A 25,789-nucleotide genomic window follows, 5' to 3' on the forward strand; every position below is an offset into this window, starting at 1 on the left:
TTACCACCCTCGCATGGTAAAACCGGCTTATTTCTATGCAAGCTTCTTGTGCTTTGCAAGGATGCGTCCTCCATATCCTTTTCCGAGGTGAACCATGAACCCGATTATTCCACTGGAACCCATTAGCTGTGAAGAAATACCCCAAGGACCGAACTGGATTGCCCAGGTGAAATGGGACGGGGTTCGCGTATTGACTTATTACGATGGTCGTGAAGTGCGGCTGTTCAATCGCAAGCTCAATGAGCGAACGTTTCATTACCCGGAGCTGACATCGATCTCGAATTATTGCTCAGCAGGCTCCATCATCCTGGACGGAGAGATCATCGCCTTAAAAAATGGAAAACCTTCTTTTTATGAGGTGATGAAAAGGGACGGGATCCGGAAGCTGAACAACGTGGATGTCGTTCGTAAAAGCGTTCCCATCACCTATATGGTCTTTGACATACTCTATCTGAATGGTCAATGGGTAACTTCTTCCCTTCTCTCAGAGAGACAAAAGATACTGCGAGATGTCATTCAGCCGACGGACGATGTTCAACTGGTGGATAACTTTGACGGGACGGCTTTGTACGAAGCGGTCAGGCTACAGGAAATGGAAGGAATTGTAGTCAAGGACCTTGCCAGCACCTACTTGATAAACGGCAAAGATGCTCGATGGCAAAAGAAAAAATATTATAAAGACATAATTGCGGTAGTCGGTGGGGTCACCTTTCGAGGCAGCCTTGTGAATTCTCTTCTGCTAGGGCTATTCGATCAGGATGGCCGATTCAGATACATCGGACATGCAGGGACAGGAAAACTAACCCAAAGCGACTGGAGAAACCTTACGGAACGGATCGGGCCGCTCGTCCAAAAAAGCATGCCATTTGTGAATAAACCGCCGCGGACTGCTAATACGGTTTGGCTTCGGCCAGAAATTACCGTGAAGATCAAATTTGCAGAATGGGTAGAGGGACATTCCCTTCGTCAGCCAAGCATACAAGGATTTGTAGATCTTCCTGCGCACCAATGTGTGATGGAGTAGTTTCAGATAGGGAAAATTTGCTCCAGGATGTAACTTTTAACGGTGGCGGAACGTTTTACGATTGAATTCCCAAGAAGGAGATCCGAGACATGTTGAAAAAGAGCTTTCGCGCCGCCGCAATCGCAATCATGCTGTTCACAGGTCCATTCGCTCCATCCATGCAAGCAGCCCAAACAGGAGTGCCTTCATACCGAGTTGCTATTCACCTGCCCACCGTCAATACGCTGGAAGAATCTGAAGTCATGCACACGATCCTGAAAGAGTCTCTGAAAAGCGTAAACCCCTATCCCGCCGGTGTTGTGGAACAAAATGCGATGAGTCCGGTAGAAATTGTAGGAGATATGAACGCGACCATTACGCCATCGGGATTTATGATGGATAGCTTTTATGAATCCAGAACCGGCTACTTGCTGGCGCTTTATAATGAAATTGGCTCTCTGGCTCCGATGTATCCCACAGGCTACGATCCGGCCTCTATCAAGCAGCAAATCGCACGGACGGAAGGCACTGCGGAAGGGGAAGCGCTCAGGAAAAAGCGAGGTCAGGTGGAACTTGAAGCGCGCATCAATGCGCTGGTACAGGCGGGATTCGTCAAACCGGAGGAATTAGGCGGTCAACAGCTTACGAAGCAATTTGTTGCGGAGACCCTGTACCGGGTATACAAAAACGCCAGACCCTACAAGGGAAGCGTAGCACCGAAGGACAGTCAAAGCGAAGCAGTGTGCTGGGCGATAGAAGTTGGGCTTCCGGGTTTTCAAGTCGATGGCAAAGGATATGTTTATCCGGAGCACCTGCCCAGTTACTCGAATATACTCGATTTCGTCCACTTGTTTCTGCCCAGCAAAATCAATGGGACAGGGCGTGAGTATTTCCAGTTTGAAGTCGATGCAGACCTCCTTCGAACGGCTATTGACATTCGATCCGAAAATTTCTTGTATGTGAACAACAAGCCGCTCTCCTCCATGCCCAACTCTTTTCTGTTGTCCGAGCTTCCGGAAGCAAAGAAAGCAAAGGCGGAGCTGGCTGCGGCTATGGCGCCACAATTGATCGGAATGATCCAACAAGCGCGACTAGAGATTCAGAAACCGCGTGTGTGGGACTGGAGAAAAGACGTGATTCGGCATCCTTCCTTCACCAAACTCGTACAAGAATATCGGAAAACCAAAAGCCAAAAACCACTCCTGCAAGTGTATCAAGCAGTCAAAACACGGTATAATTTGTACGCTCGCCAAGACTCCCTGCAGGTCATGAAAAGTGTGCTGGATCATATCCAATAACAATCGTTGAAAGACGCAAGCTGACGCCGTATTCTACCGGTGTCAGCTTTTTTTCGTACGCGAGGTCGTTTGCCGGATCAAAGCAGCTGCCCGATCCATTTTCCTTACTCTTTGCTATTGCCGGAACGTCCCTGACTCTTTGTTCTTGACAAGCTTTTGCTTTCCGTGATTCAACGCCTGCATTTCCGCATAGCTCGCCAAGAGAGCCAGGAGCAGGAAAAAGGAGAAGGAAATACTTGTGACGACTCCCCCCATCTCCGTACTGTTCATGAAAAGAACGCCGCTGACAATCGATACGATGCACCCCAGAAGCGAGAGGGCTCCGATCCACACCGATTGACGGTAAAACCGGTACAAACGCGTCCCCTCCGGAATGCTTACCTGCGTTTCCATCTTCCGGTTCACCCTCGCTTTGATGTACAAAATCGTCAGCAGCGGAACCTGGATGGCGACGGCGATGAACGGCATCGTGAAACTGAGAAAATCGCTCATATCCACGACCCGCTGGTAAAGAAACAGAGAGGCAGCAGCCAGGAGCCAGCCCGCAGGCAGGTTGTAAGCCGCATAATGCTGCTGTCCGCCAAAAGAACCGAGACAAACGAGAAAGGCCAGATAACCGACGATAACCTTTATGGTGAAGGCGGGAAACCACAGGCTGAACAAGACGATTTCGACCCGGTCCAGGAAATCCGTCACATGGATCTGTTGAACCAAAATGAACAAGGGGAAATTGAGACGACTGGCGATCGTAAACCCCATGACCCCGAGCAAGATCAGCAGGAGCACAGTCGCCGCGAATCCGACGAGCAAAACGCCATGCTTCATGGCTGCGAAGAACAAACGGGGATGGGTAGATGCATGCAGGAATGCTCCAAACAGAAAGATATCCCCATAGATCCCGAGCGGCAGCAGGTTGGTTACGAAGATTTTGCTAAGACTGCTGCTGAGGATCGGTTCCAGACGCTCCACGCTATACTCGTTGCTCAATAGCAGGTACATCAGGATCGAGAGGGAAAAGAAAGCAGGAAAGTACATTTCGTTCACGCGGGCAGCGACTTCCAGACTCGTCTTTCCGTAGTACATCATCAAGAGGACAAAGACGATCAAAATGATTTCAAGGGGGGTCCGCGGAAGAAGGGCCACGTGGAAAAACGAGCAAGCCCCTTTGATGTCCAAGGTAAGAGTGATGCCGATATACAGCAGCAGAATGAAATTGATCAAGCCGCCTACCCATTTGCCAAACACAATAAACAATATTTCAAACATATTTTTCCCCGGATAGGCGCGAGTCAGCTCAGCCAGTGCGAACGCGATTGCAATCGCATAGCAGCAAGGAAGGATCTGAGAGAACCAGGCATCCATTTTGGCTATTTTCGCCAAGGTATTGAAAAAGGAGATCAACATCCCCGTCAGTAAGACGCTCGCGACCAGCCAGGCGATTTGCCGATGATTGATGACTTGCTTGTGGATCATGGACGCTCCTCCTTACTTCATATGATCAATCCACGACTTGATATGGGGAGAAAAGACATTCAAATAGTCGTCGATGGGTATTTGTCTCTTCTGTTGAAGCTGCAGGAGAATCAAGAAACACACGGTAAACCCGTACAGGATATACATCACGATTTTCTGTTTGCCAGGAATACGCTTTCTTTTCAGGAGAAAGGACACGATTGATATCACCAGCACGACGATGTATACGATGAGAAATAATCGATTCATTGCGGCTCTTCCTTCGTAATATTCGTTGTCGTCTGTCCGACATTGGAGATTTGGACTTTGCAATCGATTTTGTACGTTATTTTCGATATCACTTCATTCCATCTATCCCGATACGTGGCCTTCCACTCTCGCGGGTATTTGCGAGCGAGGTCTATTCCCAGACCGATCGAGTCGGATCGCGTCTTTTTGATCTGATCGAATATCCTTTTGATATTGTCCGTCACTTCTTTCTCCAGCTTGGACTCGATCACCGTAACTACTTCTTTTTTCGATAAGTTGTAGGTGGTCAGGTTTTCCACCACGATCGCCGTGCCATACACTTTTACTTGAAAATGAATGGCTCCATTTCGGAGTACCGGATAAATGTGGGCCTTTCCTTTATAGATATCAATGCTCAGCTTTTGCTTGCCATCCAGATTCACGACAGTCGTATACGGTGCAAACGAACGCTGGAACCAGCGCAGCCCTTTGATTTCCTCGTTCGAATACGTAGCGACTAGCTTGTCGTTCCGAAAGGTCGCGATGCCTGTCGCCTCGATTTCCTTGGACTTTCCCTTTGGCTTTGTATCGACGGGTTCAAATATGGGCAGGAAGGCATCCACCCCTGGTGTGTTCAGCATCTGGGAAATATCCTTGATCGTGATCGGGATCGTAACCGCTTTAACAAGCTCGCGGATCGCATCCCCCGAAAAGCGCTCGAACTGCGGTTGTGCTTGCAAAAGCCGGAACGCCTTCCCTCTTGTCATGACAATATAAGCTGTCAGACGATTCTCCGGGAACCGTGAGATAATATCCAGCACCTCGCCAAAACCTTCTTTCGCCAATTGCTCCCCGATCACGACGACGCGATGGTGGGCATAGTACAGATGCCTCGACATACGGGACTGGATGATGTTATGAGCATCCCGAATGGTCTGACCTACTGCGGAATCGACGTAGTAGCTTTTGTCACCGCCGGTTCCCCCGCCACCGCCTGTCGGTCCCCCGAGGTGGCTGACGAGAGGCACCTGCACCGATAATCGATACAACCCGCCTTTCTCCTTGTCGATGGCCATGGCAATGACGATGGCCACGTCGTTTACCTCGCGCCGGTCCCAGCAACCACTTCCGATCAGCAAGCAGACCATGATCATGCAAAGCAGCGCTGCTCGTTTCACGATCTCCCCTCCTCGTCAGGCTGGCTATTGTTCCCAGGTACCCCCTTTTGTCCTTCGTCTCTTACGAGTTGTTTGCTAAAGCCCACATCCATCCGTCTGGCGTTTTGAACGCCCATAAAGCTGGGGCGTTTGTTTAAAGCCGCCCAGGGCGAGCGGAGCAAAATATCCTTCAAGTCGCCCGCGGACAGCGGAGCGACAGGCGCGAGGTATGGCACCCCGAACGAACGCAAATTAGCCATATGCCCGATGATGATGAGCAAGAGGACGAGAATGCCGTATATCCCCAAAATAGAGGCCGCAATCATGATGGGGAAGCGAAGCATGCGCAGGGCGATGGCCGCGTTGAAATGCGGAATCGTAAAGGAGGCGATCCCTGTGATCGATACGACGATGACCATCGGAGCGGAGACAATTCCTGCCTGGACGGCTGCCTGGCCTACGACCAGGGCGCCCAGGATGCTCACCGCCTGGCCGACCGTCTTGGGCAGGCGAATTCCCGCCTCCCGCAAGGCTTCAAAGGCCACCTCCATGAGAAGCGCCTCGACGATCGCCGGGAACGGGATGGATGCACGGGCGGCGGCAATGCTGAGAAAAAGTGTCGTCGGTATCATCTGTTGATGAAAGGTGGTAATTGCGACGTAGATTCCCGGCGTCAAAAGCGAGACGAGGAGGAACAAGTAACGTAGCCACCGAACGAGCGTCGACATTTGAAATCGCTCGTAGTAGTCTTCGTTCGCTTGCATCATCATCCAAAAGGTGGCAGGGACGATCAGCACCATCGGGGTCCCGTCTACAAAGATGGCGACTCGCCCTTCCAGCAAGGCCCCTGCGATTGTATCGGGCCGCTCGGAGTACATGACTTGCGGAAAAGGCGAAAGGATGCTGTCCTGAATCAGTTCCTCGATATATCCACTTTCCAGGACGGAATCGATGTCAATCTTGCCGATCCGTTGCGATACTTCCTCCACGAGGCTAGGGTCCGCGATTCCTTCCAGATACGATACAACAACGTTCGTGTTGGTCTCCCGGCCGATGACAAGCGATTTCATTTTCAGCCGAGGCGTCTTGAGCTTGCGCCGCAGCATGGAGGTATTCGTGCGGATGTTTTCAATAAAGCCTTCCCGCGGACCGCGAATGACGGCCTCGCCTTCCGGTTCGTTGACGGAGCGCATCTCCGCACCGCGGATGCCGAGAGTGAGCGCCTCCGAATTGCCGTCCACCAAAATCCCCGTGTCACCGGAGAGCACAGCCTGCAGAAGCTTTTTATAATCTTTTACCCGCGTGACTTGCGAGATCGGAAGCAGCGCTTCTTCGATCACCTGGATGTTTTCGTCCCCGTCCTCCAGCACCATCAAGGCTTTCAAGGCCTGGTTCACTTCCGAGGTGTTGATGAGTCCATCCACGAACACCGCGATGGCGTGCACGCTGTTCTTTTGCTTGAACTCGCGGATGACGAAATCCGAGCAATCCGAAAACAGATGCTGCAAGAAAGTAGCGTTGTCGCTCAACTTTTCGAATAACGGAACGCCTTCCAGCTCGACCAAGCTGCAGGCGTCAACCGTGTCGATCAGCTCTTGAATTTTGTCCTTTTTCTTTCCTGGAAACTTCATCTTTTCACCAACCACTGGCAAGCTAACCGTATTATGGTTAAATGCTTCCATTTCTATGCAGAAGGCCCTTTTTCACGAATAAGGAACGGATGTGTGGAGAAAGTAGGGGCAAAGAAAACTGGGAAGAAGGTGTCCACTTGCCGGCAACTGCTAAAGAATACGAGCTCACCTTGGACGGTCATACCATGACGATCACCAATCCGTACAAGCCGTTGTGGCCGGAAGCGAACGTGACCAAGCTGGACTATATCCGCTACTTGCTTCAGGTCGCGCCGTATCTGCTTGCCTATGCGAAGAACCGGCTGCTGACTGTCATCCGCTATCCGCACGGGATTCACGACAAGCATTTTTTTCAAAAAAACACACCGGAGTACGCCCCGTCCTGGATTCGCACCAGCGTATGGGAAAACACGCGATACGTGCTGTGCAACGATCAGGCGACGCTCATTTGGATGGCGAATCAGGCGTCCTTGGAATGGCACGTCTCCTTTCATTTGGCCCATAACGAGATCCCGACCGAGCTCGTCTTCGACCTGGATCCGTCCACAGACGACTTTTCCGTCGTCATCAAGACTGCCCTGCTGCTTAAACAACTGCTCGACGAGCTACACCTCCCTTCCTTTGTGAAGACGTCGGGCGCAAGCGGATTGCAGATCTACATTCCTATCGAGCAGCGTTACACGTTTGAGCAGACAAGAGAGGTCGGGCAATTCATCGCCTCCTATCTGGTTCGCAAGCACCCCGAGATGCTGACGATCGAGAGGTTGATCAAAAATCGGGGAACAAAGCTGTACATCGACTACTTGCAGCACTGGCGAGGGAAGACGCTGCCTGCTCCCTACTCGACCCGTGCGAGAACACAGGCGACTGTCTCCACGCCCTTGCGCTGGGATGAAGTGCCCTCTATCCATCCGACCGACTTCACCGTTCACAATGTGCCCGAGCGGCTGCAGCAGCTGGGTGACCTGTTCGCATCCGTGTCTTCTCCTACCCATCCGGCCTCGCTGGATTCCATTCTCACGTTCTTGCACAGAGTGTAACGTTGAATTTTGAATACTTGCTTCGGTTTGTGCTATACTGTCCTGAGACATTGCGAGGCAAGGAGGAACTTTCATGATTGATCCCGTAGCGATTGCGGTCGGGCCCTTGAAAATTCACTGGTACGGTATTATTATGGGGCTCGCCTTTTTCATAGGCACTTATCTCGCCCGATACAATTCCAAACGTTCCGGCATAGACCCGGATCACATTCTGAATATGGTCGTCCTGATCATTCCTGCCGCGATTATTTTCGCGCGGCTCTACTACGTGATCTTCGAACTGGATCAATATAAAACCTTGATGGATGTGATCGCTGTATGGAATGGCGGCCTTGCCATTCACGGCGGGCTGATCGGCGGGGTGCTGGCCGGAACCTGGTACATCCGCAGACACAAGCTTCCGTTTTTGAGACTGGGCGATGTCATGATGCCCAGCGTGATTCTGGGCCAGGCGATCGGCCGTTGGGGCAACTTCATCAACCAGGAAGCCCATGGCGGTCCGGCCTCCGCAGAATTCATGGCTAAGTTTCCCGCATTCATTCGTGATCAGATGTACATCGGAGGACAGTACTACCACCCTACTTTCCTCTACGAGTCCATGTGGAATTTGGTCGTGTTCGCCATCCTGATGGTCATGCTGTATCGCTTCAAGAAATTCGACGGGCAAGTTTTGTTCAGCTATATGATCCTGTATTCCGTGGGTCGTTTCTTCATCGAGGGAATGCGCACGGACAGCCTGCTCATTGCAGATACGCTGCGGGTCGCTCAGCTCGTCAGCTTGAGCCTGATTGCACTGGGTATCATCCTGCTGCTCGTTTTCGCCCGGAAAAGCAAACAGTCGCGCCAGTCCCACAACACGATGGAATAATCCGAACCAAACAGAAGAAGCGCTCTCTTTCGTGAAAAGAGGCGCTTTTTTCTTTTCCTCTTGTCTGAATTGTCGCAATGACGGCAAGAATACAATGTAGGAGGATAAACAGGAAAGGAGAATGTTTCGATGGACGACGGAATGCTGGAAGAGTACCTGGATCGGCCTGTGCGCGTCCAATTTGCCCCCGGCATGATTGGCCCCGGTCTAGCTGCATATGTCGAGGGCAAGCTGTATGATTACGGACCGAACGGCATTCTTCTGGAGGAGGGCGACGGCTCGCTGAATTACATTCCTCTCTCTGCCGTACGGCTCGTACAGATCAAACCGAAGCCAGGTCTGTGGGAGCGGCTCACGGGTTCGGGCTGACCGAAAAACGAAAAGACACCTGTTGCAGGCTTGTCCGCCTGATAGGTGTCTTTTTCTTGTAACCAATCTGAATGAATCATCGTCTGTATCAGAGAAACACATCAAACACGACATAGCAGGCAGCAGCCAGACAGGCCGTAACGGGGAGCGTAATCACCCACGTCACGACGATGCGGCCCGCCAGACCCCATTTCACGGCATTCAGCTTTTGGGAAGCCCCTACCCCGAGGATCGAGGAAGTGATGACGTGCGTCGTGCTGACAGGCAGCTTCAACATCGTGAAAATGGTGATGATCAAAGCGGAAGAAAGGTCGGCCGAAAAACCGCTGATCGGCTTGATTTTCATAATCTTTCCGCCCATGGTCTTGATGATGCGCCATCCGCCTACCGATGTACCCAGTGCCATCGCGAGGGCTGCAGACAGCTTGACCCAGAGTGGAATGGTAAATTCGCCCGGAGCCTGATGCAAAAATCCACCCGACAACAGCGCGAGGGTGATGACCCCCATGGTTTTCTGTGCGTCGTTCGCGCCGTGGCTGAAGGACTGCCAGGAGGCCGAAAGCACTTGCAAAACGCGGAAGCTGCGGTTCGTACGATGATAGGCTGTGTTCGCAACCAGGCGGGACACGATCCGGATGACGATAAAACCTATGACAAAAGCAACGATGGGAGAAATGATCAGAGCCTTTACGATATCGATGAAGCCTTCCATGTTGATCGAACCAAATCCTGCAGCACCTACCGCAGCACCGGCAACCCCGCCGATAATGGCATGGGAGGAAGAACTCGGGATCCCGAACCACCAGGTGATCAGGTTCCATAAAATAGCGGCGGTAAGCGCTGCAAGAACTACGAGCAATCCGTTTTGCAGTTGGAATGGATCCGTGATTTTGCCGCCGATCGTCTTGGCTACCCCGGTGTACGTAAGAGCTCCGAGAAGGTTGAAAACGGAAGCCAGGATGATGGCCGTACGAGGACTTAATGCTCGTGTCGATACAGATGTCGCAATCGCGTTGGCGGTATCGTGAAAACCGTTGATAAAATCAAAGCTTAGCGCCATGATGACGACGAGTATGAGAATAATCACCTCTGGCGAAAGATCAGGCATTCTTTAACACGATCCCTTCTACCAGATTGGAGACGTCTTCGGCAAAGTCCGCACAGTCTTCGAGCTTGTCGTAAATCTCTTTCATCTTGATCGCTTCGATCGGATTGGCATCCGGAGCGTTCAGGAGATCCGAAACCATCTTGCGGTAGTTGGAATCTGACTCGTGTTCCAAATCCTTGATCTCCCGCGCAATTTTGGCCACCACCTGATGGTCCAGCTTGCGAAGGGTACGGATCAGTTCGATCAGCTTCGCGGAACATTTAACCAAAATATTGGCTTGAGCGAGGACGCGTGGATCCGGTTGACGCACCTGGTACAAATACATGCGGTCCGCAACCCCGTCGATGTAATCGATCATCGAGTCCATCGTATGCGCCAATTGGTGAATATCTTCGCGCTCAAGCGGAGTGATAAAAGTGGAGTTCAACTCGTTCATGATGCGGCGAACGATTTCATCCCCTTCTTTTTCAACAGCCTTGATTGCCTTGACTTTCGCTTCCAGGTCCTGATAGTTTCCTATCATTTCATAGAAGAGATGCGTTCCCTTGTGGACGTTAGCAATTTGCTGTTCGAACAGGTCGAAGAAGATATACTTGTTTGATTTAAACATACGTTCCCTAGTCACTCCTTTGGAAAAATCACACCTAGACGATTATATCGAACATTAATGTGAACGTAAATTTAAAAACAAGCGAAAGTGTATGTATTTTTCTTTAACGTATTATTAAGTTTTTGTAAATCACCTTTACAATTCCCCAAGAAAAATACCCGCCTTCCCAGCGGGTACGAATGGTAGTGTTGCCGAAGGCTCCTGTATTTAATTCGTGGCGGCAAGCATGCAGTCTTTCTTTTTCTTGGCTTCGTACATCAGCGTGTCGGCTTTTTCAGCGAGCTGCAACGCGTCAGTCGCATGCAGCGGAAACGAGGCCACCCCGATGCTCACTGTCACACCGGACAACTCCTGTCGCACCTGCTGCTGGATTCGCTCGCCGATCGCCAAACCGGCAGTGGTGTCGGCATGAGGCAGCAGGACGACAAATTCCTCTCCGCCCCATCTCCCTACCGCATCGTGCTTCCGGACGCATGCTTGCAGGACAGAAGCGAATTGGCACAAGAGCTTGTCTCCTTCCACGTGACCATAACGGTCGTTGTACTTTTTGAAATTATCCAAATCTATAAACAACAAAGTGACCGGGTATTTGGAACGGCGGGCGACCTTTACTTCGTGATTCAGCCTGGCCAAAAACCGGCGATTGACCAGCACGCCTGTCAACGAATCGTGATAAGCCATCTGCCGCAGTGATTCCACGTACTTCCCGATCCGATACCCGGTAGCTGTCTGGATGACAGCCGCCATCATGATCCAACCTGCCTGCTCTCCCTCTGTCGGCATTCCGATCGCGAACAACCAAACGGCGATCATGAGAAAGGATGCCCCCAAGCCAATCCAGCGTGAATCCAAAGATTTCCCCCTCCGGTCCAAGCAATTCTCTTTCATCTCTTTTTGAGACATTGGACCTATATCTATCTTGAAAATCAGGACTGTAATCGCATTCATAGGAATATTTTACCTATCTTTATTTTTGAGTTCAAGCCCAAATGTGGACCGCAATGTGCTGATTTTGCCGCAAATACCTCTTGCATCCTTCTTCCTGTGAATAAAGTCTAACAATTCTCATTTATCCCAAACCTCTTTCTTTTCTTATGACTCTCCGATATACTTACAAAAATATCCTTTATCGGCAAGGAGGAATTATCCGCATGACCTGGCTTCACAACCTCCTCTCCCGCTATGACAAGGCAATCTGGATCCGCGTCATCGGGACAATCTTGACGACTTTTGCCGGCTTCATGCTCCGACCGTTTCTGGCCTTCTATCTTTACGACAGAATGGACGGCAACCTGCTGCTTGCAGCGATGGTCACGAGTCTTCAGCCCCTCACGAGCATCATCTCAGGCTATTTCGCCGGCAGCCTGTCAGACCGATACGGCCGAAAGCCGTTGATGATAGCTGCACTCCTGATCGAATCCGTTTCCATGGCGGGCTACATGTGGGCAGAGTCCCTCATCGCCTTTGCCGCTCTCACCATTCTAAACGGGGTCGGGGCTTCCCTGTTCTGGCCCGCAGCTAGCGCGCAAGTGACAGACATTGTTCCCGAAGAGAAACGAAGTGAAGTATTCGCCCTGCTCCATACCGCCCTGAATCTGGGGGCAGCTGCCGGGCCGCTCATCGGCGTCGCGCTGTACAAAATCAATCCGGGCATCGCCTTTGGCATTTGCTCGCTCACGTTGTTCATTTACTGTCTGCTCATTGCCTGGCAAGTGCCTGAAACACTGCCGCGAGAAGCGAGGAATCGCACGGAAACGAACAAACTGAGTAGTCCGAGCGCCCGCTTCAAATGGTCCGAGCATACCACCGTAGTTTGGATGGCACTCGCTGCCGTTCCGGTCTCTCTACTGTACTCGCAGGTGGAAATTATCCTCCCGCAGCACTTGCGAACGAAGTACGACGATTTTCTCACGGTCTTTGCTACGCTCTTGACCATCAACGGGATCCTGGTCGTCTGTTGCCAGATTGCCATTGCCAAATTCGCGGAACGCTTTCCAGCCCACCGAGTCATCTTAATCGCGTATATGTTCCTCGTCTGTGTCGGCTTCGGATACGGCTGGGCGCCCGGCATGCTCGTCCTCGTACTGGCGGAGACCGTGTTTACGATCGGCGAGATGCTGTACGGACCGCAAATCCAGAAAGCGATTTCCGTCATGGCACCCGATGAACACCGCGGACGTTACTTTGCCGTTTTCGGCGCCAACTGGGGGATCACAGGAACCATCGGGCCTTCCGTGGGTGCTGTCGCTTTCCGCCATATCGGAGGGGCTTACTGGTTTTCGGTGCTCAGCGCCCTGCTGTTGGTCGGGGGACTGTTTCAATACCGGTTCGTCAAAAAAGCAATGCAGCGCACGCAAGCGGCTCCCGTTTCCACGGAGCAGCCGTCAGTGTCCGCCACCTGACTTTCGCACACCGAACGTGATAGAAGCCTGATGTGCCTTCAAGGTCCATCAGGCTTTTTGTGTTGCAGCCGCCGATTTGTGGATCGCTATGAATTGGAATGAAATGGTAGGGAAAAACTAAAAAGTACCATCCTAAAGACGGGAGTGAAAGACCACATGCCCCGTATTCAATCCGTGGCGACAGCCGTACCTCCCTATGAGATCGACCAAGAAGATTCGATGCGCCTGGCACGCCGTTTTTTCCAGGATGCCTTTCCCGATATCGATCGACTACTGGGCGTTTTCGGGAACAGCCAAATCCGCAAGCGCCACTTCTGCATGCCGATGGACTGGTACGAAAGCGACCGACACTTTTCGGAAAAAAATCGCCTGTATGTGGAAAACGCGGAAGCCCTTTCTGTCCTCGCTGGCCGCAGATGCTTGGAAAATGCAAATCTTTCGGCTGACGAAGTCGATTGCCTGATGTTTGTATCAAGCACGGGGATCGCGACGCCCAGCCTCGACTCACGTCTGGTAAACCTTCTGGGGCTGCGTCCTGACGTCGCTCGGGTGCCACTGTGGGGATTGGGGTGTGCTGGCGGTGCGATGGGGCTGACCCGTGCCTGCGAATACGCCCGCGCCTACCCCGACCGCCGCGTCCTCCTCCTCAGCGTCGAGCTGTGCGGGCTGACCTTCATACGTCAGGATCTGTCCAAAAGCAATCTCGTGGCGACCTGCCTGTTTGGCGATGGCGCCGCAGCCGTGCTGGTCGAAGGGGATGAGGCTAAGACTGTGTCCAGCCCTTTTCCTCGTCTTCACTTTTGCGCCGCGCGGACGACCACTTGGCCGGATACGCTGGATGTCATGGGCTGGGAGCTGACCGAACCAGGACTCAAGGTCATTTTTTCCCGAGACATTCCCAGTATCATTCGCCAGTCCATGAAGGAAAACGTCGACAGCTTTCTTTCCTTGCACGGCACTTCCGTGGATGGAGTTCGGCACTTTCTGTTTCATCCGGGGGGCGCCAAAGTGCTGGCCGCATACCGAGAGTCTCTCGGCATTCCACAGGACGCGACGCGATTGTCAGCCGAAGTGCTCGCAAACTTTGGCAACATGTCCTCTCCGACGGTCCTGTTTGTGTTGGAAAAAAGCATGGAGCAGGCGTGGCGCCCCGGCGACCGCGGGCTTCTCGCCGCTCTCGGCCCTGGCTTCAGCTCGGAGATGCTCCTCTTGGAAGCGAGGTAACGGGGATGGACTTTTTCTGGTACGTGATGGGTACCGTCCTGCTCCAACGGTGGGGAGAGCTCCTGCTCGCCGCGAGGAATGCCCGCATCATCCGCTCACTTGGTGGATATGAAATCGGGTCCGGACATTACAAATTCATCGTAGCGCTCCATTTGCTTTTTTTCGTCAGCCTCGTATTTGAAGTCGTGAACGGTCCGCGCCTGCTTCCCGTTTGGTGGCCTTATCCATTTTCCTGCTTTGTGGCTGCACAGCTCCTGCGCTACTGGTGCATCTGGAGCCTGGGCCCTCGCTGGAACACGCGAATCCTGATCCTGCCAGGCAGTCCGCCGGTGGCGCGCGGGCCGTACCGGTTCCTTCGCCATCCCAACTATCTGGTGGTGGCCGTCGAGCTTTTCGCATTGCCGATCACGTTCGGCGCGGTGCTTACCGCTGTTATGTTTACCGTCCTCAATGGGTGGATGCTCCTGCGTGTCCGGATCCCCGCCGAAGAACGAGCAGTCTACGCTCCCAAAGAATAGTACGCAAAAAAGTCTCCGCAAGGTTACGAGGCGGAGACTTTTTTGCCAAAAGACAGGTTTACACAGCCGAATATTGGGTAGAGAAAATAGAATGCTCTATTATCATCATGTGAGGTGACGTCAGGTGAATCGGACAAGCGTATTTGAACCTATGGAAGCTCGGCGTATGATCGTCCGCGATTTTTATGAATTGATCGAAACGATCCCGAATCGGGACGACCAAGAAACGATTCAAAAGCTGCTTCGCTACTTGCAGGGCCTGCTGCGAATCAAGCAAGTGATCCCGCCGACTGTGGAGATCATGACCATCGTCAAGCAGAACAAGCCGATCCTCTTTCACGCGGCTCGCCGAGCAGTGATGAGTTCCAGCAACCTCTCCATGCTGTTTCAGCTCGACATGGACGTAGACCTGGCCAAGGAACGGCTGCGACAATACATCGCGTGAAACAGTTCCCCTTACCCTTTTAACGACTCGGGATTGAGGCATTCCAGCTCAGGAATGACGAAACGGCCGTCTTTGCGGATCAGAACGCCGTCAAACCAAATTTCTCCTCCGCCCCATTCCGGGCGCTGAATCGATACCATATCCCAGTGCACGGACGATTTGTTGCCGTTGTATGCTTCGTCATAGCACTGTCCCGGGGTAAAGTGGAAGCTTCCGTCGATCTTCTCGTCAAACAAGATGTCTTTCATCGGGTTCATAATGTACGGGTTTACCCCGATGGCAAATTCACCGATGTAACGTGCGCCTTCATCCGTATCGAGGATTTCGTTGAGACGTTTGGTGTCGTTGGCGGTTGCCTCGACGATCTTTCCATTTTCAAAGGTAAGGCGGACGTTTTCGAAGGTAAAGCCGTGGTATGGGGTCGGAGCATTGTGCGTGATGGTTCCGTTGACCGAGTCCTTAACCGGCGCCGTATACACTTCGCCGTCCGGAATGTTGCGAAGGCCTGCGCACTTGACGGCTGGAATGTCTTTGATGGAGAAAGTCAGGTCTGTTCCTGGTCCTACCAGTCTGACCTGATCCGTGCGATTCATCAGTGCGACGAGGCTATCCATGGCGTCGTTCATTTTGCCGTAGTCCAGGTTGCACACTTGGAAGTAGAAGTCTTCGAATGCAGCGGTGGACATATTCGCGAGCTGGGCCATGGAAGGATTCGGATAGCGCAGTACGACCCATTTGGTGTGAGGGACGCGTACATTCATGACAGGCAATTCGTACAAGCGCGAATACATGCCCAGCCGTTCGCCCGGTACATCTGCCATTTCGTTGATATTGCTGCCCGCGCGGATCCCGATGTAGCCGTCCATTTTTTCCATCAAGGACACTTCGTGCTCAGCCATGACCGCGAGCTGATCTTCCTTGCATTGCATTGCCAGCTCCCGGCTCACGGCCGGATTGATCAATTGGACGAAAGGATTGCCCTTTGCCTTGTAGATTTCCCGCACCAGCGCCGCTACCAGATCAGGCGTCTCTCCCTTGGCATTAATCAAAATGTTCTCTCCTGGCTGCACTCGAACCGAATAGTTGACGAGATTGTAGGCCAATTGTTCCAATCTTGGGTCTCTCATCAGTCACACACCCTTTTTCAATTTTCTGATTCCTCTTGTATTCTTACCGATAAATACGGATAAGTCAATAAAATTTATTTTATCATCTGCAAAAGAAGAGCCAGCCCCATTGGTTGAAAGGGCCGGCCTGACAGCTGTTGTCATGCACATTATTCGATTCTATTGCCCCTGTCCTCGATCGTACCCATCTTGTACACGTCGCTGACCTGCTCTTGCGTCGTCGCAAGCCCGTCCTGTTCCATGGTCTCGCTTTCCGTCATCGCTGTCTCGCCAGCTTGCTGCACACCCGCAGCCGCTTGTCCCTCCTTGTCGCGCTTCATGCTTCGCCCCTCCTTTTCATTGATTTCCGATATAGTGTATACCGGAAACTCCCTGTTTACCCGTGGATCGCCAATGGAGACATGAGGATGGGGCGAGACGGCCCCGATGATGGTGACCTGAGCGCGATGCAAACTGGTTCAGCGATACCAAAACTGGTCCAAGACAAGGCTGACTGCAGAAACCTGTTCCCCTACGTGCGAAGCGACCGGATCTCTTCGATCAATGCTTCCACCTGTTCCGGCTTCGTCGCCCAACTGGTGCAAAATCTCACGGCGCTGTGTGTCTCGTCGATTTTTTCCCACAAAGAGAACGAGTACGATTTGCCCAGCTCCCTGATCACGTCATCCGGCAAGATGGGGAACTGCTGATTGGTAGTGGAATCGTAGCGGAGCGGGAATCCTTTTTCCACGAAGGCATCGCGAATCTTTATGGCCAGCTCGACGGCCTGCCTCGAGATGTCAAAGTACAAGCCGTCTTCAAACAAGGCTTCAAACTGGATACCCAATAATCTTCCTTTTGCCAACAGGCCCCCTCTTTGCTTGATCATGTACCGGAAATCCTTTTTCATGGCCTCGTTCGTGATGACGACTGCTTCTCCGAACAACGCTCCCACTTTCGTTCCCCCGATGTAAAAAACATCACAGAGCTTTGCTATGTCCTCGAGAGTCAGATCGCTGTCTTTGGAAGCCAGGCCGTACCCCAATCTCGCGCCATCCAGGAACAGCGGCAGTCCGTATTCCCGGCAAACGCTGCTGATTGCTTCCAATTCGGCTTTGCGATACGTCGTTCCGTTTTCCGTCGGGTGGGAAATGTAAACCAAGCCCGGCTGCACCATATGCTCATGGGTGGGATCATTCCAATGCGCCTCGTACATTTCCTTGATCTGGCTGGCCTGAATTTTACCGTCGTCGCTCGGCAGTGTCAGGACTTTATGCCCGGTAGCTTCGATGGCCCCCGTCTCATGGACGGCAATATGTCCCGTCGTTGCCGTAATCGCGCCTTGATGGGGGCGCAAAATCGAAGCGATGACGGTCGTATTGGTCTGGGTTCCTCCCACCAGGAAATGCACATCCGCCTGATCCGCCCCACATGCCTTTCGGATGTACGTTCTGGCGTTCTCACAGTGTTCATCTGTTCCGTAACCGGGGGTCTGCTCTTCGTTTGTTTCCAGCAGACGCTCCAATATCCGCTGATGGGCGCCTTCCGTGTAGTCATTTTCAAACCGTATCATCCTGTATCCTCTCCAGCCTGTCCAATTTTTTAAGCAAAAGCTTCATGGAGGCATGAATCTCCTCGACCTCTTCCGGCGATAAACCGTGCAGCAATCTAGCGATTTGTTCATCCGATCTTTCGTTGAGCTGCTCGAACAGGGCGATTCCTTTCGGCGTCAAGCGGATCAGGCTCATTCGGTTGTCCAGCGGTGATTGCTCCTTTCCGATCAGCCCGTCCCGTTGCAGCTTGGCGATGATTCTGCTCATGTAGCTGCGGTCCATGCCCAATTTGTCGACCAGCTGATTGGCGATACACGGCTCCATGAAGCCAATTTCCAGGATAACTCGGGCCTCCGTCAACGAATATCCGGTATCCAGTACATGCTTGTCCAAGATTCCCAGCATTTTGGTATAAAATCGGTTGAAGCGCCGAATATCCGCGATGATCTTCTCGTCTAGTGGCATGCCGGCCTCCTGTTTTGTGGACTTTGTCAACTAATATCATAATCGGATTAGTGGACGATGTCAACATTTTAAGGAAGGGTGGTTCCCTCTAACCAGCCCCTGCAGCACGAAAGGCAGCGGCTAGCCAAGACTGTGTTTCAAGTCTTAAGGCTGCCGCTGCCTTCTCTTGTTGTTGAAAAGCTCTATGGTTTTTCCTGCCCCCCAAAAAAGCCGTGTCTTCCTTGACCGATTTACTTCAGACTCTGTCTCATTTTCAGCAGAAAACCCGTGAATTGTTCCAATTCCTCATCGCTTAAATGAACCAGCAGCTTGTCCAGAAGGGCGTGGCGCCTTGCCAGCAGTCTCTCGATCAGCGGTACCGCTTTTTCGGAAAGGGTCACCCAGACTACCCGACGATCGTTTTCGTCGCGAATCCGGTCGATGTAACCGGCTTTCACCAGCCTGTTCAGCGCAATCGTGGTAGCGCTGTTGGATTGCTTCAATACCGTCGCCAGCTCTGAAACGGTGCTTCGCTGCCTTTCATGAAGCACGCGCAGGAGAATAAATTGCTTGGGGCTGATCTCTTCTTCCTCCTCCAGCCATTGGCTGATAAAGTACCTTGCCATCTCGACGAAGACTCTGTCCAATTCCTCCAATTTGCTGGCGCGGGACATATCACTCACATCATCACCTATTTTCCAAATCAGAAATGGGTAGTTTCCTCCAACACTATAGCTAAGTCCGATCCCGCAGAGCAAGTACTGCTCCTGGCAAGCCCTTCCTCCCAAGCATTTCCTTGAATCTTCTTCCGTTCTGAAACGTAAAGCATGTATAATGAAAGGGCAGGTTTAATGCAGGGCTCGCATCCTTCGCCCGTAAACCACATACATAGGAGATCAGATCGATGGAACAAACGAATAGCGTTTCAAAGTGGAAAGTAGAATTACTGGATTGGTTGAAATCGTTTTTATTGATTGGCGGTTTGACCGTATTCATCTACGTGTTCGTGATGGCTCCCTACGTCGTGCAAGGACGCTCGATGGAGAGTACCCTGCACGATCGCGAACGAGTCATCGTCAACAAAGCCGTCTACTATTTGAAAGATCCACAGCCTGGCGATATCGTGATCATTCACCCGGATGCGAGCGGAGACAACTGGATCAAGCGGGTCGTAGCCGTAGCGGGCGACACTGTCGAGGCAAAAGGCGATCAACTGTACGTCAACGGCAAGCCCCTCAGCGAAGAGTATTTGACAGCCAACAAGCTGAAGGCTTCTGCGGCAGGCGTGACGCTGACGGAAGACTTCGGCCCGATCAAGATCCCGGCTGGATGCGTCTTCGTGATGGGTGACAATCGCAACAACAGCATGGATAGCCGCGTCATCGGCCCCGTAAAGCTGGACCATGTTGTTGGACGAGCAGAGCTCGTGTACTGGCCGCTCTCCGACATCCGCCTCCCTCACTAATGTACCCGTTTGCAAGCAAACAAAAGCCGCTCTCGTTGAGCGGCTTTTGTCATGCAGAAGGTTACTGCTTCTGAGCTGCGCCCTCCTGCTGTAAATAGTCTTCCAATGTGATACCCTTGCTCATGATCTCTTCTGCAATGTCTACGCCAACATAGCGCAAATGCCACGGCTCATAAGCATATCCGGTGACGTCTTCCTTCCCTTTCAGGTAACGGATGATGAACCCGTACTGGGCACAGTTTGCTGCCAGCCATTGCCCTTCCGGCGTATCCGCGAAAGACTCTTCCAGCCTCGTCTTCGCATCCGCTCCCGACACGTCCATCGCGAGGCCGGTCTGATGCTCGCTCTTGCCCGGAACGGCACTGTACGCTGCTGCGTGTTCGGCTCCCTGCGTCTTCACGTACGTATCAAACAAGGACTTCTGCGTCCGGTACGAACGGTAGCCCGAGACTGCGTACAGCTCGACGCCTTGGGCTTTCGCTCCCGCGAACAGCTTTTCCAGTGCGCTCGCCGCTTCCGCCCGCAACAGCCGCTTTTCTACTTTTTCATCAAACGGGAATGGGACGTTCGGCTCCACCAGATCATCCGGAATATAGTCTGCCGGCAATGCACGCTGTTTGTTAACCACCACGGTGATATCAGTCGGATTGGTCACTGTCGGCACACCGTCCACCATCTGAACGGTCTCCTCCAGCGAAGGCATCTTCTTCGCCACGTTTTGTGCCCCATCTGCGTTTTGAGGCTGCTTCTCTGGCGCTTCCCCGTTCTGGCCTGCTGCAGCGGCCTGGGTCCCTCCAGTATTTTCCCCTGAAAGCAAATGACTCAGCGATGGCGCTTCACACCCGCCAAGAAGTGCTGCTGATAGTGCTGCGACCAAAACAAGACCCGTAGTGTGATTTCTCTTCATGACCTGTCCTCCTGATTCCATACAGACACATATGTTCTGCTCTACCTTATCATGGAGTTAGACAGATGAAAAGCATAGAATGTCACACTTTTTTCCCCGTCCATTTCGTGGAAATGATTCGGATGAGCTCGGGAAGCCAGTCGTCAAGCTGCCGGAACATGAAGCCGGCTTCCTCCGCTTTCCTGGTTTCCATGTAAAAAGAAGCGGGGAAAGCAAAGGGAGATTGGTCCACAGCTTCTTTTTCGGGAACGATTCGTGCAGGCTTACCCACGATGTCTCCGATGGTTTCCATGAGCTGCCGTTGCCTGATCGTGCCGTGCGAGCAGGCATTGACAGGGCCTGCAACGGTGGAGTTCCCCGCCCACAGCAAAAACTCTGCGGCTTCCTGTGCGTGAATGAAGCACAGGATCGCCTCGGGATCGGCAAGACCGATCGGACGCTCCTGCCAGATGTGCTCGACGTGAAAATCCAGCCGTTTGGTATAGTCGTCCTCGGCCAGTACGATCGGGAAGCGGACTGCCACGACGGGAAAGTCCGCCTGCTGGAAACAGACGGCCTCCGCCTGCCGCTTCCCTTCCTGATACGTGACTTTGTCCCTCGCAAGGGGCCGGATCTCATATCCGTACGGATCGAAGTCTTCCTCTTTCAGCGCCTCTGCTGAGAAGTCGTACACTGACAGGGTTGAGGTCAGGATGTACTTGCCTGCTTTTCCTTCGAATACCCTCATCGCATCCATCGCGTTCTGGGAAGAGTAGCAAATGTTGTCATAGACAATGTCCCACTTCTCTTCGCCCGCCACGGCCAGAGAATCCTTGTCATCCCGATCCAGCTTCAAACGCTTGACCGAAGGGGGCAGCTGTACGTCCGCGATCCCCCTTGTCGCCACTGTCACATCCGCGCCGGACTCCACCAAAAGCTGCACCAACCGTTTCCCGAAAAAGCGAGTTCCTCCAAGTACGAGTACTTTTTTCATCGTGAGCCCTCCATCGCGCATTAATTTTGCAGTTGCAGAGTCCTTTCAGCCTCATTCCACTCCACTTTGTAGCCCAGCGCTTCCGCGACCTTCTTCACCGGCAAAAAGCCTCTGCCATCAATGGCCACAGCCTGGTTCTTGAAGGAAGCGAAATCTCCTTTCAAGCCAAGCAGCAGCTTGTCGGCCTGTATGTAAGCCGTCCCATTGAGCATCCGTTTTTGCTCCGCCGTGTAGGGATACTCGATTCCGTTTACCTTCAGGATGAACGGACCTTCTGGCGGTGCGGGCTGCACTTCAGGCTGCGCGCTCTTGTATGCGACGGCATCGACGCCCAGTACGGTGCCCTCCCGCGTCGTATCCGCACCCCCGTACATTTTTCCGGTCTCGAGATCGTATACGACCGCCTGCACATTGCCGATGTTGGTAGGCCTCGGCGCAAAAGCGTGCCCTTTTGCCATCAGCTGCAAAATGACGTCCTGGTCGATGCCGGACTCCCACGTCACGGCAGGATAGCTGCTGGAAAAAATTTTGGGTGCTTCGATCGCCTGCTGAATGTCCATGCCGTGCTCGATGACGTTCAAGATCGTCTGGGAAACGGAGGCGATGATCGTAGAGCCCCCTGGCGAACCCACCGCCAAAAACGGCTGGCCATCCTTGAGGACGATCGTGGGGGTCATGCTCGAACGCGGACGCTTGCCAGGCTCCACCTGATTGACTCCCCCAGGTACGGCGTCGAAATCGGTCAGCTCATTGTTCAGCATGAATCCATACTCCGGCACCATGATGCCGCTGCCGAACACGTCTTCGATCGTCGTCGTATAGGCGACGAGGTTGCCCCATTTGTCCATGACGGAAAAATGAGTCGTTTGCTTTACGGGAGAAGCATCGGTCAGGTGCATGGCGACAACCGGCTTCTTGCCCGGATCGTATTTCCATGGATCGCCTGCCTCGACGTCTTCGTTTGCCGCATCGTCGGATATCAGCTTGCGTCGCTCCGCGATATAGTCGTCGCTGATCAGCCCTTTCTTGGGAACGGGGTATACATCCTCGTCCGCCATGTACGCTGCCCGGTCGGCGTACGCGAGATGGTTGGCTTCAATCAGATGGTGCAGGTACGGTACCGACCCGAAGCCGTCTTTCTGGTTGTCGTAGCCTTCCATCAGCTTGACGATTTGGAGCAGGGTAAGTCCGCCGGAGCTGGGCGGCCCCATCGTCACGATCTCATACCCGCGAAACGTCCCGCGGACTGGCACCCGCTCCTTGACGGCGTACCGCTGCAAGTCATGCATGGTCATGCTGCCGCCCGTTCTTTGCACCTCCTTCACGATGGCTTGCCCGATCTCGCCGTTGTAGAAAACACCGACGCCCTTGTCGCGAATCAAGCGGAGCGTCTTCGCCAGCTGGGGCTGGATCAGGACATCCCCTTCCGCAAGCGGCGCTCCTCCTGGGGCGAACACCTCGGCAGCTGTTTCGTGCTTCTTCAATTTATCCAGCGAATTCTTGATGTTGTCGTGCGTCACCCAGTTTACCCGCACACCTTTTTCCGCCAGCTCGATCGCCGGCTTGATGACGTCCTTCAGCCTCATCGTCCCGTAGCGCTCCAATGCCGTCTCCACGCCGAGCAGCGTTCCCGGGATCCCCACCGCCTGACCGGTCGTATGCCTGTCTGCAAATGGGATCGGCGTACCGTCCGCCTGCAAAAACATGTCGGGCTTGACGCCTGCTGGCGCCATCTCGCGGCTGTCGATCACGGTCACCTTGTTTTGATCCTTGAGGTAGATCATCATGAAACCGCCGCCGCCGATCCCCGACATGTACGGCTCCGCCACATTCAGCGCCAGTTGAATGGCTGCGGCTGCGTCCACGGCATTCCCGCCGTGAGCCAAAATGTCCTTGCCGACCTGTGCTGCCGCCGGGTGCGATACGGCCACGATCCCTTTGGTTGCGCCGTCCACGCCCGTCGGAACTCCCGGCACTTTCGCCTGAGCGGGCATTGAAAACGCTGCCAAGGTGAGCAGCGAGAGGGCAAAATGCCTTGCCTTTTTCATACGATCCCCCCTGACCCAATTTCTTGTTTCTACCATTATTATAATTTTCAGCATTTTTAAAGGTCAACATGTCGATAGTCCTTTGACCGAAAAAACACCCTTCCTGCCAAAACCGGATGACCGGCTCAAGCGGAAAGGGTGTGGAAAAGTCAGGCTCGGTTTACGGCATGATGACCAAATTGCTCACGACGGGGCGTTCACTGCCTCCCGACGGCTTGTTGAGCAGCTTGCCGTTGTAATAAAACGCACTGGAGCCTCCGCCGTCCAAATTGTAAGCGTCGACGACGTGAAACTCCTGCAGCTTTCTTTGTGCTTCCTCCAGCGTGACGCCGTTGCTCCAGCCTTCCCGTCGCCCGTCAATGACGATCACGAGCAAATCGCCATTGTCGAAATGGCCGATCAGCGTCCGCGGCTGTCGCGCATTCGCCCATCCTTTCGGAATCGCCAGCCGCTTTCCGTCCTGCAGCAGGCGCGGCAAGAAGCTCGCTCCCTGCAAAATGCCCTGCTGCGTAATCTGCTGCTGGGTCGTGATCTTCGTCCCGACCAGATGGCCTTTGTTGTTGAAGCCGACGAAGCTCAGGCTTGAATTGTTGGAAAACGTGCGGATTTTTCCATCCACCACAGTGATGCCGAGCGGTGTCACATAACCGTTCTTATCTGTCATGAAACCGCCGGCGTTGACCGCCAGAATCGCTCCCGTCCTTTTGCCGGCGTGGCTCGTCTTTTCGCCTTTGCTCCTGACAGAGTCGTTTGCGAGCACCATCTTCAGCGCTTTCGCATTATTCAGCCGGACTTTGGCCATGTACCCGCGATAACCGGCTTCCTCCAGAGAGTACACCTTGACCGTGGAATTTTTGCCAAAGGATTGGCCGATCGGATTGCCCAGCATATTTGACAGAATCGTATCGAGAACGTCCGCCGACTTCTGCGTCTGCGACTTGCTCGCTGCCAGCAAGTTTTCCAGATGCTTGTTCTGCTTCTCCAAGTCCTGCTTTTCCTTTGCCGCATGATCCTGGATTTCCCCGATCAGCTTTTCCGCGCGGCTGATGCTCTCTTTCGACTCATCCAGCTTCTCCCGGAGCGCTGTCGCCTGCTCGTCCGTTTGCTTGGCAGGCAGCACGAGGCCCTCTGCCTGGAGCTTGTCCACCGGATTGGCCTGGGAGAATGCAACCAGAAAGCCGAGAGCGGGGGCCAGCAGAAACGCAAAAAAACGGTTCACCTTACCAAGCACGAGCAGCATCCTCCAATTTTTTCAGCGATGCTTTCAGCTCGACTAGCTGCTTGTTCAACTGGTCAATCCGGTCCTGCAGCGCTTCCTTGGTCTTGTTCGTGCCACCTATCGTCTCGCCTGTCAATTGCAAATTTTCCTCCAGATTGGACAGGCCGTCCTGAACGGTTTTCATCTCATCCTGGACGAGCGCCAGCTGATCAGTCAAAGCGCCCATCTGTTTCTGGTTTTCTTCCTGCACTTGTTGGAAACGTTGGTTCACGTATTCCTGCTGCTTGTCCAACGTATGAACGGCAAAGGCGTAACCCGCATACGCGAGGCCGATCCAGGCCGCAATCGCGATGACCATGGGCCACAAAGAGCGCTTGCCTTCTGTCTGGGAGGGAACCAACGTCGTAAACAGGCTGCGAAACAGTCCGGTTCGTTTTCGTCTTCCCTCTTGCCCTCCTTGTTTAGGGAGCTGCAGTGTGGATGACGGTGTCGATGATGCGCGGATGTACTTATCGCTCATCGGCTACCCCCTCCTTTCTATGACAAAGAGTGAGGTTTTATTATACCATAGAACAAATTTCGCCAGGCCATTTACGGAATAGCGAGAAAACTTTCCGGTAACTCAGAACGGACCCGCTCTATGGGGAAAGAGGCGTTTTTGGTAGGCGACGGACTAGCTCCAATCAGAATGCAACGGCTG

Annotated in this window: 27 protein-coding genes; 10 read left to right on the forward strand and 17 right to left on the reverse strand. The window is 53.1% G+C overall.

All coding sequences use genetic code 11. The features are described 5' to 3' along the window. The first annotated feature begins 94 nt into the window (after nt 1-94). On the forward strand, nt 95-1,024 hold the full coding sequence (locus RGB73_RS18005) for an ATP-dependent DNA ligase (protein ID WP_310764096.1): 930 nt from the start codon (nt 95-97) through the stop codon (nt 1,022-1,024). Between the two features lie 89 nt (nt 1,025-1,113). Continuing rightward, nucleotides 1,114-2,301, forward strand: coding sequence for a hypothetical protein (locus RGB73_RS18010; RefSeq protein ID WP_310764097.1), 1,188 nt, complete (start codon nt 1,114-1,116; stop codon nt 2,299-2,301). Nucleotides 2,302-2,415: 114 nt separating this feature from the next. On the opposite strand, the gene RGB73_RS18015 is transcribed toward RGB73_RS18010, so the two are convergent. Genes RGB73_RS18015 through RGB73_RS18030 form a run of 4 tightly spaced genes read right to left on the reverse strand, consistent with a single transcriptional unit; the run spans nt 2,416 to nt 6,790 of the window. Then, a complete protein-coding gene (locus RGB73_RS18015) occupies nt 2,416-3,774 on the reverse strand; it encodes a GerAB/ArcD/ProY family transporter (protein ID WP_310764098.1) in 1,359 nt (452 codons plus the stop codon). A gap of 12 nt (nt 3,775-3,786) precedes the next feature. Beyond that, nucleotides 3,787-4,023, reverse strand: a complete 237-nt coding sequence (locus RGB73_RS18020) for a hypothetical protein (protein ID WP_310764099.1) — start codon at nt 4,021-4,023, stop codon at nt 3,787-3,789. Next, nucleotides 4,020-5,180 (reverse strand): Ger(x)C family spore germination protein, encoded by a 1,161-nt coding sequence (locus RGB73_RS18025; RefSeq protein WP_310764100.1) that lies wholly within the window; start codon nt 5,178-5,180, stop codon nt 4,020-4,022. Before RGB73_RS18025 ends, RGB73_RS18020 begins: the two co-directional genes overlap by 4 nt. Beyond that, a complete protein-coding gene (locus tag RGB73_RS18030; RefSeq protein ID WP_310764101.1) occupies nt 5,177-6,790 on the reverse strand; it encodes a spore germination protein in 1,614 nt (537 codons plus the stop codon). Before RGB73_RS18030 ends, RGB73_RS18025 begins: the two co-directional genes overlap by 4 nt. A 185-nt stretch (nt 6,791-6,975) precedes the next feature. Between RGB73_RS18030 and ligD the strand changes: the two genes are divergently transcribed. The 3 genes from ligD (at nt 6,976) to RGB73_RS18045 (ending at nt 9,067) form a co-directional block, all read left to right on the forward strand. After that, nucleotides 6,976-7,830, forward strand: a complete 855-nt coding sequence (gene ligD, locus RGB73_RS18035) for a non-homologous end-joining DNA ligase (RefSeq protein ID WP_310774405.1) — start codon at nt 6,976-6,978, stop codon at nt 7,828-7,830. Nucleotides 7,831-7,903: 73 nt separating this feature from the next. Further along, nucleotides 7,904-8,698: a prolipoprotein diacylglyceryl transferase gene (gene lgt / locus RGB73_RS18040; RefSeq protein ID WP_310764102.1), complete on the forward strand. Its 795-nt coding sequence runs from the start codon at nt 7,904-7,906 to the stop codon at nt 8,696-8,698. 129 nt (nt 8,699-8,827) lie between these two features. Continuing rightward, a complete protein-coding gene (locus tag RGB73_RS18045) occupies nt 8,828-9,067 on the forward strand; it encodes a hypothetical protein (RefSeq protein ID WP_310764103.1) in 240 nt (79 codons plus the stop codon). Nucleotides 9,068-9,155: 88 nt separating this feature from the next. Here RGB73_RS18045 and RGB73_RS18050 read toward each other — a convergent pair whose 3' ends face one another. From RGB73_RS18050 to RGB73_RS18060, 3 genes are all read right to left on the reverse strand, one after another. Beyond that, entirely contained in the window at nt 9,156-10,175 is a 1,020-nt protein-coding gene (locus tag RGB73_RS18050) for an inorganic phosphate transporter (protein WP_310764104.1), read from the reverse strand. Beyond that, entirely contained in the window at nt 10,168-10,785 is a 618-nt protein-coding gene (locus tag RGB73_RS18055; protein ID WP_310764105.1) for a DUF47 domain-containing protein, read from the reverse strand. The genes RGB73_RS18050 and RGB73_RS18055 overlap by 8 nt, the downstream gene beginning before the upstream one ends. 207 nt (nt 10,786-10,992) lie before the next feature. Beyond that, nucleotides 10,993-11,637, reverse strand: a complete 645-nt coding sequence (locus RGB73_RS18060; RefSeq protein WP_310764106.1) for a GGDEF domain-containing protein — start codon at nt 11,635-11,637, stop codon at nt 10,993-10,995. A gap of 299 nt (nt 11,638-11,936) precedes the next feature. Between RGB73_RS18060 and RGB73_RS18065 the strand changes: the two genes are divergently transcribed. The 4 genes from RGB73_RS18065 (at nt 11,937) to RGB73_RS18080 (ending at nt 15,374) form a co-directional block, all read left to right on the forward strand. Beyond that, nucleotides 11,937-13,187: an MDR family MFS transporter gene (locus tag RGB73_RS18065; protein ID WP_310764107.1), complete on the forward strand. Its 1,251-nt coding sequence runs from the start codon at nt 11,937-11,939 to the stop codon at nt 13,185-13,187. 156 nt (nt 13,188-13,343) lie between these two features. Beyond that, nucleotides 13,344-14,411, forward strand: coding sequence for a type III polyketide synthase (locus RGB73_RS18070; protein ID WP_310764108.1), 1,068 nt, complete (start codon nt 13,344-13,346; stop codon nt 14,409-14,411). Between the two features lie 5 nt (nt 14,412-14,416). Further along, a complete protein-coding gene (locus RGB73_RS18075; protein WP_310764109.1) occupies nt 14,417-14,929 on the forward strand; it encodes an isoprenylcysteine carboxyl methyltransferase family protein in 513 nt (170 codons plus the stop codon). Between the two features lie 166 nt (nt 14,930-15,095). Next, nucleotides 15,096-15,374, forward strand: coding sequence for a hypothetical protein (locus tag RGB73_RS18080; protein WP_310764111.1), 279 nt, complete (start codon nt 15,096-15,098; stop codon nt 15,372-15,374). 11 nt (nt 15,375-15,385) lie between these two features. Here RGB73_RS18080 and RGB73_RS18085 read toward each other — a convergent pair whose 3' ends face one another. From RGB73_RS18085 to RGB73_RS18105, 5 genes are all read right to left on the reverse strand, one after another. Beyond that, nucleotides 15,386-16,501 carry an aminopeptidase gene (locus RGB73_RS18085; RefSeq protein WP_310764113.1) on the reverse strand — a complete coding sequence of 372 codons (1,116 nt, stop codon included), beginning with the start codon at nt 16,499-16,501 and terminating at the stop codon, nt 15,386-15,388. 149 nt (nt 16,502-16,650) lie between these two features. Beyond that, complete coding sequence (locus RGB73_RS18090; RefSeq protein WP_310764115.1) at nt 16,651-16,821, reverse strand: DUF4025 domain-containing protein; 171 nt, start codon at nt 16,819-16,821, stop codon at nt 16,651-16,653. Nucleotides 16,822-17,012: 191 nt separating this feature from the next. After that, nucleotides 17,013-18,053 (reverse strand): threonine aldolase family protein, encoded by a 1,041-nt coding sequence (locus RGB73_RS18095; RefSeq protein WP_310764117.1) that lies wholly within the window; start codon nt 18,051-18,053, stop codon nt 17,013-17,015. After that, entirely contained in the window at nt 18,040-18,498 is a 459-nt protein-coding gene (locus RGB73_RS18100; protein WP_310764120.1) for a MarR family winged helix-turn-helix transcriptional regulator, read from the reverse strand. The genes RGB73_RS18095 and RGB73_RS18100 overlap by 14 nt, the downstream gene beginning before the upstream one ends. Before the next feature lie 230 nt (nt 18,499-18,728). Next, a complete protein-coding gene (locus tag RGB73_RS18105; protein ID WP_310764122.1) occupies nt 18,729-19,160 on the reverse strand; it encodes a MarR family winged helix-turn-helix transcriptional regulator in 432 nt (143 codons plus the stop codon). A gap of 221 nt (nt 19,161-19,381) precedes the next feature. Here RGB73_RS18105 and lepB point away from each other — a divergent pair, with 221 nt between their 5' ends. Next, on the forward strand, nt 19,382-19,942 hold the full coding sequence (gene lepB, locus RGB73_RS18110; RefSeq protein ID WP_310764123.1) for a signal peptidase I: 561 nt from the start codon (nt 19,382-19,384) through the stop codon (nt 19,940-19,942). Between the two features lie 61 nt (nt 19,943-20,003). On the opposite strand, the gene RGB73_RS18115 is transcribed toward lepB, so the two are convergent. The 5 genes from RGB73_RS18115 to RGB73_RS18135 all read right to left on the reverse strand — a co-directional run bounded on the left by RGB73_RS18115 (nt 20,004) and on the right by RGB73_RS18135 (nt 25,609). After that, the gene (locus RGB73_RS18115) at nt 20,004-20,849 is read right to left on the reverse strand and encodes a M15 family metallopeptidase (RefSeq protein WP_310764124.1); all 846 of its coding nucleotides are present in this window, start codon (nt 20,847-20,849) and stop codon (nt 20,004-20,006) included. A gap of 82 nt (nt 20,850-20,931) precedes the next feature. After that, nucleotides 20,932-21,822 (reverse strand): NAD-dependent epimerase/dehydratase family protein, encoded by an 891-nt coding sequence (locus tag RGB73_RS18120; protein WP_310764127.1) that lies wholly within the window; start codon nt 21,820-21,822, stop codon nt 20,932-20,934. Nucleotides 21,823-21,842: 20 nt separating this feature from the next. Further along, nucleotides 21,843-23,870 carry a gamma-glutamyltransferase gene (gene ggt, locus RGB73_RS18125; RefSeq protein ID WP_310764129.1) on the reverse strand — a complete coding sequence of 676 codons (2,028 nt, stop codon included), beginning with the start codon at nt 23,868-23,870 and terminating at the stop codon, nt 21,843-21,845. A 160-nt stretch (nt 23,871-24,030) separates the two neighbouring features. After that, nucleotides 24,031-25,101: a phosphodiester glycosidase family protein gene (locus tag RGB73_RS18130; protein WP_396136115.1), complete on the reverse strand. Its 1,071-nt coding sequence runs from the start codon at nt 25,099-25,101 to the stop codon at nt 24,031-24,033. Beyond that, nucleotides 25,091-25,609: a hypothetical protein gene (locus tag RGB73_RS18135; protein ID WP_310764133.1), complete on the reverse strand. Its 519-nt coding sequence runs from the start codon at nt 25,607-25,609 to the stop codon at nt 25,091-25,093. The genes RGB73_RS18130 and RGB73_RS18135 overlap by 11 nt, the downstream gene beginning before the upstream one ends. Nucleotides 25,610-25,789: the final 180 nt, after the last annotated feature.

The organism is Brevibacillus brevis, from assembly GCF_031583145.1.
In the GTDB taxonomy this organism is placed as follows: Bacteria; Bacillota; Bacilli; order Brevibacillales; family Brevibacillaceae; genus Brevibacillus; species Brevibacillus brevis_E.